This is a genomic window from Porphyromonas levii, from assembly GCF_018206105.1.
GTDB classification, from domain to species: Bacteria; Bacteroidota; Bacteroidia; order Bacteroidales; family Porphyromonadaceae; genus Porphyromonas_A; species Porphyromonas_A levii.
The window spans coordinates 20,410-34,087 of record NZ_JADRGN010000002.1; the positions used below are offsets into that span (position 1 = coordinate 20,410).

Annotated in this window: 10 protein-coding genes; 4 read left to right on the plus strand and 6 right to left on the minus strand. The window is 46.5% G+C overall.

The genetic code is table 11. From position 1 onward, the window contains the following. Nucleotides 1-8: 8 nt before the first annotated feature. Both ctlX and pruA read left to right on the plus strand, forming a co-directional pair. A complete protein-coding gene (ctlX, locus tag IX315_RS00685; RefSeq protein WP_211837081.1) occupies nt 9-938 on the plus strand; it encodes a citrulline utilization hydrolase CtlX in 930 nt (309 codons plus the stop codon). 28 nt (nt 939-966) lie between these two features. Beyond that, nucleotides 967-2,595: an L-glutamate gamma-semialdehyde dehydrogenase gene (pruA, locus tag IX315_RS00690; protein ID WP_211639692.1), complete on the plus strand. Its 1,629-nt coding sequence runs from the start codon at nt 967-969 to the stop codon at nt 2,593-2,595. A gap of 135 nt (nt 2,596-2,730) precedes the next feature. Here pruA and IX315_RS00695 read toward each other — a convergent pair whose 3' ends face one another. The 3 genes from IX315_RS00695 to IX315_RS00705 form a co-directional block, all read right to left on the minus strand. Then, nucleotides 2,731-5,175 (minus strand): NAD(P)(+) transhydrogenase (Re/Si-specific) subunit beta, encoded by a 2,445-nt coding sequence (locus tag IX315_RS00695; protein WP_134849246.1) that lies wholly within the window; start codon nt 5,173-5,175, stop codon nt 2,731-2,733. After that, a complete protein-coding gene (locus IX315_RS00700; protein ID WP_018358063.1) occupies nt 5,172-5,480 on the minus strand; it encodes an NAD(P) transhydrogenase subunit alpha part 2 in 309 nt (102 codons plus the stop codon). Before IX315_RS00700 ends, IX315_RS00695 begins: the two co-directional genes overlap by 4 nt. A 72-nt stretch (nt 5,481-5,552) precedes the next feature. Then, the gene (locus IX315_RS00705; protein ID WP_018358064.1) at nt 5,553-6,710 is read right to left on the minus strand and encodes an NAD(P) transhydrogenase subunit alpha; all 1,158 of its coding nucleotides are present in this window, start codon (nt 6,708-6,710) and stop codon (nt 5,553-5,555) included. A 501-nt stretch (nt 6,711-7,211) separates the two neighbouring features. Between IX315_RS00705 and lpdA the strand changes: the two genes are divergently transcribed. Both lpdA and IX315_RS00715 read left to right on the plus strand, forming a co-directional pair. After that, the gene (gene lpdA, locus IX315_RS00710; protein WP_134849065.1) at nt 7,212-8,570 is read left to right on the plus strand and encodes a dihydrolipoyl dehydrogenase; all 1,359 of its coding nucleotides are present in this window, start codon (nt 7,212-7,214) and stop codon (nt 8,568-8,570) included. Nucleotides 8,571-8,746: 176 nt separating this feature from the next. Further along, complete coding sequence (locus IX315_RS00715; protein ID WP_211837082.1) at nt 8,747-9,802, plus strand: ecotin family protein; 1,056 nt, start codon at nt 8,747-8,749, stop codon at nt 9,800-9,802. Between the two features lie 78 nt (nt 9,803-9,880). Here the strand turns inward: IX315_RS00715 and IX315_RS00720 are convergent, their stop codons facing one another. From IX315_RS00720 to trpS, 3 genes are all read right to left on the minus strand, one after another. Then, nucleotides 9,881-11,842 (minus strand): DUF7017 domain-containing protein, encoded by a 1,962-nt coding sequence (locus IX315_RS00720; RefSeq protein WP_211837083.1) that lies wholly within the window; start codon nt 11,840-11,842, stop codon nt 9,881-9,883. Nucleotides 11,843-12,091: 249 nt separating this feature from the next. Next, a complete protein-coding gene (locus IX315_RS00725; protein ID WP_240704045.1) occupies nt 12,092-12,568 on the minus strand; it encodes a DUF3127 domain-containing protein in 477 nt (158 codons plus the stop codon). Between the two features lie 46 nt (nt 12,569-12,614). After that, a complete protein-coding gene (gene trpS / locus IX315_RS00730) occupies nt 12,615-13,607 on the minus strand; it encodes a tryptophan--tRNA ligase (protein ID WP_134849069.1) in 993 nt (330 codons plus the stop codon). Nucleotides 13,608-13,678 lie beyond the last annotated feature (71 nt).

Sequence of the window (13,678 nt, forward strand, 5' to 3'; positions counted from 1 at the left end):
CTTCTGCTATGGAAAGGGCTAGACAACAGACCACAGATAGGGTGTTTATGGTACGCCCTTGTCGCTTTCTGGCCAATCCGGAGACATTGGGAGATAATCACTTCCAGGTAGCGGAGAGGAAGACTGATGATGCTAATGAGCGCGCACGTAGGGAGTTTGATAGTTTTGTAGAACTCCTAAGAACACATGGTGTAGAGGTAGTAGTGGCTGAGGACACGCCAGAGCCACATACCCCAGACTCAATATTCCCTAATAATTGGTTCCTTACTGATGATGAAGGTCATCTGACCTTATTTAAGATGTATGCGCCAAGTAGGGATGCAGAGAGTCATAAAACGGTACTATTCAATAGGCTCCTAGAGGTTTGTCAACCTCAGGATATATGGGATATGCGCCCGATATCGGAGGAGATAGGTGAAGTGCTAGAGGGTACTGGCACGATGATTATAGATCGCCCACATAGGGTGATATATGCCTGTCGTTCGCATAGGATGTCGGAGAGGCTACTGGAGATGGTTTGCCAAAGGTTCGGTTATACAGCTGAGGTATTTGACGCCTTGGATAGAGATGGTAAGCCTATCTACCACACTAATGTGATGATGGCTTTGGCTGAAGATGTAGCGGTGATTTGTGTAGCATCTGTCCCAGAAGAACAGAGGAGTAGGGTACTTACTTCTCTTAGATCGTCTGGGCATGAGATATGTGATATCACGATGGAGCAGGTGTACCAGTTCGCAGGTAATATGCTCAGCGTGCGGAATCGAGAGGGGAAGCAATTTATGGTGATGAGCCAAAGAGCGCTTGCCTCGCTTACTGATGAGCAGAGGGCGATGATAGAGAAGAGCATGACGATTATCGCACCTAGTCTCACTACTATAGAGGATCTCGGCGGCGGCTCGGCTCGCTGTATGATGGGTGAACTATATAGATACGATTAATATTTGACAAAAGATTAAAGATAATTCTATGGATAATATCCTTTATAATTTCGAAAGACCAAAGAATGAACCAGTACTCTCCTACGCTCCTGGAACAAAGGAGCGGGAGGAGCTGAAGAAGGCAATAAATAACTGGAATAGCGAGATAGAAATTCCGCTGATTATTGGCGGGAAGGAGGTTCGCACTGGCAATATAGGCAAGGTGGTAGAGCCACATAATCATCAGCATACTATTGCTACCTATCACAAGGCAGGAGAGAAAGAGGTGCAAATGGCTATCGATGCGGCGAATAAGGCGCATAAGGAGTGGTCTCGGATGCCATGGCTAGAGCGTTCTTCTATTATGATGAAGATAGCTGACCTATTCGCTACTAAGTATCGGTATGTGCTGAATTCGTCTCTGATGATTGGGCAGAGTAAAAACCCTATGCAGGCAGAGATAGATGCTCCATGTGAGCTTATAGACTTCCTTACTTTCGGTACGTACTATGCCTCGAGAATATATGCCGACCAGCCTTTATCGGTACCAGGAGTATTCAATAGGCTAGAGTATCGTCCGCTAGAGGGCTTTGTATTTGCGCTTACTCCGTTTAATTTTACCTCTATCGCAGGTAACCTCAATCTCGCACCTGCGATGATGGGTAATACTACTGTGTGGAAACCTTCCACTACCGCACTACATTCGAACTATCTTATCATGAAGATATTTGAGGAGGCTGGGCTTCCTGCAGGTGTGGTGAACTTTATCCCCGGTCAGGGGTCTACTATCGGGAAGGTAGTAACTGCGGCTAAGAGCCTTGCTGGTTTTCACTTCACTGGTTCCACAGCTACCTTCAATCATCTATGGAGCGAGATCGGAAAGAATGTTGGTCATTATAGCTCTTATCCTGTGATTGTAGGAGAGACGGGAGGAAAGAACTTCGTCTTGATGCATAATTCTGCAGACTCCCGTGAAGTAGCCGTGGCTCTAGTGCGTGGTGCTTTCGAGTACCAAGGTCAGAAGTGCTCGGCAGCTTCGAGGGCTTATATCCCTAAGAGTAAGTGGAGCGAGGTGAAGACTTATCTAGAGGAGATGATATCGACGATTAAGATGGGTGATGTCCGAGACTTCTCTAACTTCATGAATGCGGTAATCGACGAGGCGTCGTACGATAATATCAAGAGCTATATCGACTACGCTAAGCAGTCGACTGATGCGGAGATAGTTATAGGAGGTGGTTGCGATAAGAGTGTCGGTTATTTCGTGGAGCCAACGGTAATACTTACTACTAATCCTCACTTCAAGAGCATGGTGGAGGAGATCTTCGGACCTGTGCTTACCGTCTTCGTCTATGACGACAATAAGTGGAAGGAGGTACTGGGACTAGTAGATACGAGTTCGGCTTATGGTCTTACTGGATCAATATTCTCTCGCGACCGTATGGTAACTAACCAAGTACTTGAAGAACTTCGCTTCAGTGCGGGGAACTTCTATATCAATGATAAGCCTACTGGAGCTGTAGTAGGACAACAGCCATTCGGTGGGGCTCGTGCTTCAGGCACCAATGATAAGGCGGGCGGTCCGCTTAATCTCGTGCGTTGGATCAATCCTCGTAATATCAAGGAGACTTTTAATCCTCCAGTAGATTACACCTATCCATTTCTTAGTAAGGAGTAAACCATAAATTAGGATAAGGAAAGGGCTTCGGGCATTGTCGCTCGAAGCCCTTTTCGCATATCGTTTGTGTGAGGGTACAAATAAAGCGGTGCGGTACTTAGTACCACACCGCTAAGATGTATTAAGTGTAGTAGACTACATTAGTTTCTTAATAAGCTTCTGTAGGCTCTCCTTAGCGTCACCTAGCATAAGGGTTACCTTCTGCTTATCCTCATAAAGTGGGTTAGGTACACCAGCGTAACCAGGGTTGAGGTCGAAGTTACAGATGATTACCTTCTTCGCTTGGTCTACATTGAGCACAGGCATACCGTAGATAGGTGTACCCTCAGCCTCACGAGCCGCAGGGTTGAGGACGTCATTTGCCCCGATAACGACAACAAGGTCGGTATTGGCAAAGTCGTCATTAATCTGCTCCATCTCGTACAGTTGCTCGTAATCGACATTGGCCTCGGCAAGTAGTACATTCATGTGCCCAGGCATACGACCAGCGACAGGGTGTATAGCATAGCGTACCTTAGCGCCATTCTGCTCGAAGGCATCGCCGAGCTGCTTCACCTGCATCTGAGCTTGCGCAAGCGCCATACCATATCCCGGTACTATAATCACATTCTTAGCACTCTGCATTACTGTTGTAGTATCGCTCACGGTAGGAGCGGCAGCGGTAGCCGGAGCTGACTGTAGCTCCTTTAGGAGCTTCTGTAGGCTTTCCTTAGCGTCACCTAGCATAAGGGTTACCTTCTCCTTATCCTCATAGAGTGGGTTAGGTACACCAGCGTAACCAGGGTTGAGGTCGAAGTTACAGATGATTACCTTCTTCGCTTGGTCTACATTGAGCACAGGCATACCGTAGATAGGTGTACCCTCAGCCTCACGAGCCGCAGGGTTGAGGACGTCATTTGCCCCGATAACGACAACAAGGTCGGTATTGGCAAAGTCGTCATTAATCTGCTCCATCTCGTACAGTTGCTCGTAGTCGACATTAGCCTCGGCAAGTAGTACATTCATGTGCCCAGGCATACGACCAGCGACAGGGTGTATAGCATAGCGTACCTTAGCGCCATTCTGCTCGAAGGCATCGCCGAGCTGCTTCACCTGCATCTGAGCTTGCGCAAGCGCCATACCATATCCCGGTACTATAATCACATTCTTAGCACTCTGCATTACTGTTGTAGTATCGCTCACGGTAGGAGCGGCAGCGGTAGCCGGAGCTGACTGTAGCTCCTTTAGGAGCTTCTGTAGGCTTTCCTTAGCGTCACCTAGCATAAGGGTTACCTTCTCCTTATCCTCATAAAGTGGGTTAGGTACACCAGCGTAACCAGGGTTGAGGTCGAAGTTACAGATGATTACCTTCTTCGCTTGGTCTACATTGAGCACAGGCATACCATAGATAGGTGTACCCTCAGCCTCACGAGCGGCAGGGTTGAGGACGTCATTTGCCCCGATAACGACAACAAGGTCGGTATTGGCAAAGTCGTCATTAATCTGCTCCATCTCGTACAGTTGCTCGTAATCGACATTAGCCTCGGCAAGTAGTACATTCATGTGCCCAGGCATACGACCAGCGACAGGGTGTATAGCGTAGCGTACCTTAGCGCCATTCTGCTCGAAGGCATCACCGAGCTGCTTCACCTGTATCTGAGCTTGCGCAAGCGCCATACCATATCCCGGTACGATAATCACATTCTTAGCACCTTGTAAATCATCTGCTAGTGTATTCGTAGATACTACAGCTTGTGGCTTCTTGCTTTCTACCTTCTTTACGGTAGAAGCCTTGCCTGCTGGTGCAGAGGTCTTACCCAAGAGAATATCCAGTAGGCTTCTGTTCATCGCTCTACACATCACCTGAGTAAGTAACAGTCCCGAAGCACCTACAATCCCACCGATAGCTACCAGCATGATGTTGCCAATTGCCATACCAGCAATACCTCCAGCTACACCACTGAGGGAATTGAGGAGAGAGATAGTAATTGGCATATCTGCACCTCCCACACGGATAGTAAATACCCATCCGAATAAGCCTGCGAAGATAGCCGTGAGTAGAATAATTAGAATCGCATTGTCGGCAGTGATAAACCAACCGCCCCATATCAGCATGACAGCTTGTAGTGCAAGCAAAACAATCATGATGAGGCTATGATTAGGGAGCACCACTGGCTTCTGTTTGAGCACACGGTGGAGCTTACCAGCAGCTACCAGACTACCAGTGAGGGTAAGCATACCAATCACTACTGCCAGCACCGATGTAAAGGCCTCAAACTTATTTACAGGCGTCATGAGCGTTACGATACCTACAAGCGCAGACGCTCCACCACCTAGACCATTAAGCAAGCCTACAGTCTGTGGCATCTGTATCATGGTTACTTTCTTTGCAAGATGGAAACCAATAGAGCTGCCGATAAGAATAAAGAGAATGCTTACTAGTACTGGTACCAATGTCCCTGTAGAAAGAGCAATGACGATAGCCAGAAGCATTGCAAACATACTTAGCCTATTGCCCTTCACGGCCGAAGGTACGCGGCTCATCAGCCAAAGACCGATAACAACGAGTATTGGTATCAAGATATTGAGGAAGTTAATCATGATTCACCTCCCTTCTTCTTATTGCTGCGGAACATGCGTAGCATCCGCTCAGTAACGCCAAAGCCACCTACAACATTTATCATAGCCAGTACAATAGCAAGTCCGGCAATAATAATTAGTGCATTATTTCGCATACCCATGGATAAGAGTAATACGATGATGGCACCAATGACAGTGATGCCAGAAAGTGCGTTCATACCAGACATCAGCGGGGTATGGAGTAGACTAGGTATCTTTTTGATGACAAAGTACCCTACGAGAGAGGATACAATGAACACCAATACCAGAACGATAGGGTTTGTCATGAGTATAATATATAGCAAAAGGAGGCATACCGAGGGCGAGCCCTCTAGTATACCTCCTAATTATCTTAGTAATTACTTATTCATTGCTTCAAGCGTACCCTCATGCACGATCTCGTGGTCACGAGTTACGAGTATCTTTCGGCAAATCTCATCGGTCATATCTAGTTCAATCTTACCATCCTTGGTGAGGTATTTCACTAGGTTGTAAATGTTCTGTGCGAACATCCAAGTAGAGCTATTTGGAAGTAGACCAGGGATATTCTTGATACCGATAAGGGTAACTCCATGCTTGCGCTCAGTCTCTCCAGGAGGGGTGATTTCGCAGTTACCGCCTTGGTCGATAGAGATGTCCACAATCACAGATCCTGGCTTCATTTGCTTTACCATCTCCTCAGTGATAATGGTAGGAGCAATCTTGCCTGGTACAAGTGCAGAGCAGAATACAATATCCATATCTTTGATAGTAGGGAAGAGTAGGTCACGCTCCTTTGCCAATACATCAGAAGGCAAGTTCTTTGCATAACCACCCTCAGCAATAGCTAGCTCAGCTGGCACACCAGTCTCAACAGGCTTAGCGCCAAGACTAGTTGCTTGCTCAAGAGCCATTGGACGGATGTCGGCAGCATAAGTGATAGCACCCAGACGGCGAGCAGTAGCTAGAGCTTGAAGACCAGCCACACCTACACCAATGACCATTACCTTGGCTGGTTTGATCTGACCAACAGCGGTAAACATCTGTGGCATGAAGTAAGCAAGCTCATTGGCAGCTAGTAGGATACCCTTATAGCCAGCGCAGGTACTCATAGAAGTGAGTGCATCCAGGTTTTGAGCCCTAGAGATACGTGGTACTCCATCAAGGGTAAGTGCAATCACACCCTGTTTTGCCAACTTGCGTACCATTTCGTGGTTTACAGGAGATGCTGGGTGGATGAAGGTAATGAGTATCTGACCCTCGTGCATCAGTTCTACCTCGTGTTTGCCCAACTTTTCGTTGAATAGTGGTTCCTTCACTTTAAGGATAACGTCTGCCTTCTGGAATAGTTCTGCTGTATCTGAAAGGAGCGTAGCACCTGCTTTCGCATAATCTTCATCGTGGTGGAATGAAGGCTCACCAGCACCAGCCTCTACATACACGGTAGCACCATCAGCGACAAACTTTTGGACCGTTTCGGGAGTGGCCGCTACGCGGTCCTCACCATGCATAATTTCTCTTGGTATACAAATAATCATAGTTATCGTATCTAATAGGTAAAGTAATTTATTTATCCAACGACAAATGTAGAGAAAAGCGCCTGACTGACCAAAACATTATTGTTGTTATAGAGCAATATTTGACATCTGTTCATTCCTTCTTAGTTCTTCCCAGTGACTCTACTATATATTATATAGTGTGTGATAGGCGAATACCAATTGTGGCTCGCCATATTAAACTTATTTTTCTCTAGGAATAAATAAATTTATTTGTACAGATAAATATTTTTATTCCTAGAGAAAAATAAATTTATTCCTAGGAATAAATTTGGCTGCTCGCGGGACTTAGATTTGCCGCTATGTAGAGTATGGATGAGTACTTTAATATACTTGTTTCTAAAGGTCTCATATGTAGAGATTTGTATAGAAATTTATGATTTGACCGACTTACAATTGGAACACTCAGATTACTTACTAATAGAGAAAATAGGTATCTTGTGTGCAGATAGAATTTCTAACGTTAAAAACATAAGAGTAAATATGAATAAGTTTGACGTAGCTGTGATTGGCGGAGGACCTGGTGGTTACAATGCCGCTGCTATTGCCAGTAAATCTGGACTAAAGACTGTACTATTCGAGAAAAATAAAGTGGGCGGTTGCTGTCTCAATGAAGGTTGTATCCCCACAAAAGCTCTTCTGCATAGTGCCAATATGCTGGATGCTTTCAAGGAGGCTAAGAAGTATGGAATCAACGTAGAGGGTGAAGTAACTGGAGACTACAAGAAGGTGGCGGCACGAAAGGGCAAGATTGTACGCAAACTAGTCGCTGGTGTAGGACAAAAGCTCTCTAATGCTGGAGTAACGACGATTCAGGGTCTGGCTACACTTGCTGGCGAGACGCCTGAGGGTATCAAAATAGAGGCGAATGGGGAGACCTATATTGCCGATAAATTGATTCTTGCGACTGGCTCGGAAGCATTCGTGCCACCTATTCAAGGTCTCAAGGATGTAGAGTTCTGGACGAGCCGAGAAGCACTAGATGCTAAGGAGTTGCCTGCTAGTATCCTTATTGTTGGTGGCGGTGTTATTGGCATGGAGTTTGTGAGTGTGTACAATAGCTTTGGCGTAGAGGTGACTGTGGTGGAGATGCTCCCAAAGATTCTTGGTCCTATGGATGGCGCTATCTCTTCCCAGTTACAAGAAGAGTACGAAAAGAGGGGCGTAAAGTTTTATCTCAATACAAAGGTCGTGGCAGCTTCAGCTACCGGACTTACGATTGAGCTATCAGACGGCACAAAGCAGGAGCTAGAGGGAGAACGTATCCTAGTGAGTGCTGGGCGTCGTCCTGTACTAAATGGCTTCGGATTGGAGACACTTGGCCTAAAGATGGAGCGTAACATAGTGGTAGATGAGTATCTGCAAACCTCTAACTCTAGAGTCTATGCCATAGGAGATGCCAATGGGAAGTCGATGCTTGCACATACAGCCTACCGAGAGGGCGAGGTGGCTATCAAGCATATCCTACATGGAGAAGGCGACCCAATGCGCTACGATGTTATTCCAGGCGTGGTATACACTCATCCTGAGATTGCTGGTGTCGGTGCTACGGAGGAAGAGCTACAAAAGACTAGAATAGACTATGAGGTGCTTGGTCTAGCAGCGAGCTATGCAGGCAGATTTGTGGTGGAGAATGAGGGCGGCAATGGCTACTTCAAACTCCTGGTGGATAAGCAGAGCCAACGTATTTTAGGTGGTCACATGATTGGGAACCCAGCTTCTGAGATTATTGTGACGGTAGGCATGGCTATGACTGAGAACCTCACTGTGGAGGACTTTAAGAGCCATGTATTCCCACACCCAACTGTTGCTGAGATAGTTCACGAAGCACTGTTCGAATAGTCTCATACTCTGATTCGATATGATATATTATTCCAATTATCATGGGATATTCGTTGTGTATATACAACTAACGTTAATGAGCTGATATTATAACGCGTCTGGACAGAAATATCACTATATTTGTTCAAAATAGCAATTATCACTTATTATTTTGTTACTTGAGTTTTTATCAGATTATGAAGTACAATATGCAGACAAAGCAATTAATTACATTGGCTTGCGTGCTCTTCATTTCCGTGTCGGCCATGGGGCAAGAGCAAAGAGAGATAAATAGTGAGTTGGACTTTGATAGGTCGGTATACCCAACAGTCTCTTCCGATCAGAGGCAAGTAGTGATCCATCTACCAGCCAAGGAAGATCTATCAATGGAAAGCAATTACAAGGTGGAGCTTATAGGTGGTAAGACGATGACCGTCGACTGCAATAGGCATGGTCTGGATGGCTCTTGGGAGAAAAAGACTGTGGAAGGGATGGGGTACACGTATTACACGTATTACACGTTTACTTCTGATGGCAAAGCATGGAGCACCATGATGGGGTGCCCTGAGGAGAGTAAGCATGAAGCTTTTGTAGCGGCAGAGCCTCTAATGATAGATTACAATAGCCGGTTACCGATAGTTGTGTACCTGCCAAAGGGGTTTGAATTGAGGTATAGAATATGGACATCGGGGACGCTCTTAGACCCTGATCATCCAGAATATATTCCACAAGCAGGGCATGAAGCACTTTTTCAAACTTGGGAGTGGAAAAGCTCTTTGGATAGCTTTACAAATAGCTTCGTTCCGCTAGAGCAAACAGGACTAAGCAAAAGGTACACCTTCTATAAGGATGGTAGATTCCAGAAGTTTATGGATGGGGAGATGACCCCAGGTGGGCGCTATAGGCTGGGTAATGATGGCTCTGTATTTGTCAAAGGTAAGTTGCCAATGATTGTCATCGAGGGCTTGGAGCAGGGTATGTCCTATGCTATCGAAGGCAATAAACTTATCCTAACAGAGGAGCGTGCCAACGGGTATAAGCATACGTACGTATTGAAAATGATACCCAAGATTCAAGACTGTCCAGACTCTATCATAGAGAATAGGATGCCCATGGTTACGGATCCCGAGTCGAAAGCTGAACCTACGCCATCGGTCTACTATATTTATAAGGGTAGACGACATGAGGTTGCGGAGTTTGATGCTGAGTGGGTGAAGAAGCATTGTAACGTGGAGACACAGGTCGTCTTCTGATAACCAATTGAATACAAGAAGGGCTACGTAGACTTTGTGAAACTACGTAGCCCTTCTTGGTATTCTGATTGCTAGTCCTTACTCGAAATAGGGCTCGATGGCTAGGGTAACAAAGCTATAGGTGACTTGTCCTGTGTGGCGATCCTTGTACCTCTGCTGGAATCCACGGATGATAACGTTCTCGCCCAGCTCTAGTTCGACAGGAGCGACAGACTGGTTGACAATGCTTTGCACATTACGTTCTGTGCGTAGGTAGTAGTTGTCGCCTCGTACCTGCTCTACGGTTGCTTTGATAGGGTCAAAGGAGAGTATCGCCTCTTGTGGGTCGATGCGCTCTACATGGTAAATGTACTCGCGAGGAGGTGTTGGTGGTTGGTTCTTACGCTGTTGGTTCTCCGTAAGAATGACAAACTTGATAAACTCTCCTTGCATGTACTCATTAGGCTGACCATTGAGGTAATGGTGCCGGCTATTGCTATCCATTAGGTGGTAAGCGTGCATAGACTCGCTATAGCCATTGATGATACCTACTTGAGTAGGGAATTCTGCTAGTGGGTCGATGTCTTCTCTATGGGTGAGTAGCACTACACGAGTATGCTTGCGATGGCGCTCTTGTAGCTTTACTTCGTAGATGCGCCCACGATTGTCGCCAGGAAGGATACCTGCTTCCTTAGGCGTGACAAGCGATGTCTTGCCTTGGGGCGTTATCAGCTTAAGCATGGGGACTACCTGATTCTCCTCTTTTAGTCGCATTGCCATCACGTCATAGACCATCACTATGATGTCAGGAAGAGCGCGGAAGATATGGCTGAGTACAGGTCGAGACCACTGATAGTAGAGCTCTTTATTCTCCTTGCTCTGCTCCGTGCCAGCTGGTATCTTCTTCATTAGCTTCTCGTGCTCCTTAGGAAGTTCGGTAGACTTCTCAAGACAGATTTGTGCCACGAGCGAGAGTTCCCGAAGGGCGTTGGCGTAGAGCTTACGGTCTATCAACAGACGAGCGAGGTCGAGTCGGGTTCTTTTGAGGTAAGGCAGATACTCGTCCTTTTCCTCCCTAAGTGCCATACTGAGAGCTGCCATACGCAGTTCGTCATTGTCCTCAATAAGAAAGGCGTACTCCGACCAAGCCATCGGCACTTCTATATCCTGCAGTATCTGTTCGTAGCGCTCTATGCCCTCCTTGCTGTCACCATCCATCACAATGGCACGTGCTTGCACAAGCTGAACCACTGGATCATCAGGGAAGGCAATGAGAGCATCCACTAGGAGCTGCTGAATAGCCTGAGGCACTTCTACTTGATCCTCTCTTACAACGAACTCAGAGGAGACCTCAAAGAGCACCTCTTCGGCAAGCGACTTCCGTACCTCGTTAGCTCCCATTTTGCGCTGTTCCCAGTCGGAAGCCGTGAGCATGGATAAATCCCACCTTGAGACTAGGTCGCTGAAGTCTAGGTGGTGCCCGAAAGTTCGCTTAGCAGATAGACCCAGCTTGAGGAACTTCGAATGTATCTGTGACGGACGTAGGTTCTTAAGATCGAGATACCTATTGTAGATTTCTTGAAAATCCTCATAGGGGATGTGCTGGTAGTAGCAGTCGAGATAAGCATACAGTACTCTAGCATAGTCTTCATGCAGAGCTTCGTCTGGATAGGTGACGTTTTCGCCTGTAAACCAATCGGTCACCTGTGTAAAGATCTCCTTGATTCGGTTTCTGTTCTTTGTCTTCTCAATCTCATTGGCCAAGCTAGCCAACTCATTGAAATAGGGTATGACCTCCTTCTGGAGTACTGCAAGAGCCTCCATTGCTACATTGGTAGTCGCCCCCATATTGCCTACTATCTGCTCCATCTCCGCGATAAGAGACGAGGCATCCGAGGTGTTTTTCTCAGCTATCATCTCTGAAGCCATATCCTTGAGCACCCAAAAGAGTGCCGATGCTGACCACTGGTCTTGCCTAGTGGCATAATCTTCGCGAGCAAGAACTAGAGCCTCTGTTAGGTTGCCTCCTTGCCTCAGCGCCATTACCTCCTTAAATCCCATAATCTTGTTGTCTGTTAATTTTATTGTCTTGTATATCTTCAGGTCACGGACACTAGCTTTTGTGTCCAACTTCTAGGTAGATCTTCTTGGGTTAGAAGCTATACTACCAGGTTGTTATGTATACTTTAGCACCCCATTGTCACGGGGGTGGACATAGGCTTTTCCCAAAGCCTAGTAAACCTCATTATGATATAAAAATCGACTACCACCCGTAGGAGTCAGCTACGGGTGATAGTCTACTAACTCTCTTTAGAATGGGAGATCGTCACTGCCTCCCTGTTGTGGCGCCTGTGGTTGTTGTGGCATACCACCGCCGAATGGTACATTGGTGCCAGGCATACCTTGAGGTTGCTGGTATCCACCTTGCTGAGGATAGCCAGCGCCATAGCCCATACCCTGAGGCTGCTGTGGCGCATACTGCTGAGGTATACCCTTCATGATGTTTCGTGCCTCTGCGCTGGTGTACCACTTCTCCATGTATTCACGGCTCGATAGTTCGAAAGTAACCGTAACGTCCTCGCCTAGCTGGAGGTTGGCTGCCTTAATCTTATCTTCGCCCCATATCTGGAAACACACTTGGCGTGGATACTGAGCGTACGTCTCAATCACGAACTCTTGGCGATACCACTTCTCACCCGGGTTTCGCTTACTGTCTCCACTGATTAGTTCTAGGATCTTGATTACCTTCCCGGATAATGTGTTTTGATTGTCATGCATTCCGTTCATCTTCGTATCTTCTCTTCTCTTTATCTTTTATTTTACTACTAGTCTCTTATCTCATGCGGGGAAACCCAATGATTTCTCTCGCCATATCTACGGTTATCTTGGCATTAGCTCTTGCCTTTTCAGCTCCTTCGCGGGCAACACGCTCAAGTAGATCAGTATTGCTCCTTAGCTCCAATATGCGTTCGCGGATAGGTGCGCAGAAAGCGTTGATATCCTCTGCTAGCTGTTTCTTGAGGTCGCCATAGCGGATACTACAGTTGTTATATGCCTCATTGAAGTGCTTATAGGTCTCTGGCGTAGACACTATCTCAAGGAAAGTAAATAGGTTGGCAATCGCTTCGGGCTTCACTGAGTTTGGCTCTGTAGGACCTGAGTCTGTGACTGCCTTCATTACTTTCTTCTTGATCGTCTTTTCGTCGTCAATCAAATATATAGCGTTACCTTCGCTTTTTCCCATCTTGCCCGAACCATCTAGCCCTGGTATTTTTAGCGCTTCCTTACCAAAGCTAAAGGACTTTGGTTCGGGGAATAGTTCTACCTGATAGATGTGATTGAAGCGGCGTGCAAACTTGCGAGCCATCTCCATATTCTGCTCTTGATCCTTTCCCACAGGTACCTTGTGTGCCCTGTGCATCAGGATATCGGCTGCCATGAGAGTAGGGTAGGTGAGTAGACCAGCATTGACATTCTCTGGTTGCTTGCGCGCCTTTTCCTTGAACGTAGTCGTGCGCTCTAGCTCCCCGAGGTACGCATTCATATTGAGGTACATATATAGCTCCAGCACCTCTTTTACATCGCTCTGCACATAGATAGTGGCCTTTTCTGGATCCAATCCACAAGCTAGGTACTCTGCCAGTATTGTGTGGGTATTATTGAGGATATTATCCGGATGTGGGTGAGTCGTAAGAGAGTGCCAATCTGCTATAAAGAAATAGCATTTATACTCATCTTGCATCTTTAGGAAGCTCCTCACCGCCCCGAAATAATTACCTAAGTGTAAATTGCCCGTTGGGCGAATACCACTCAATACTGTCTCCATCATTTAGTGTCTTAATGTCTTACTAAGTTATTGCTACCTAGGGTAACCGTAGTTGGGCAAAGATACCAAAA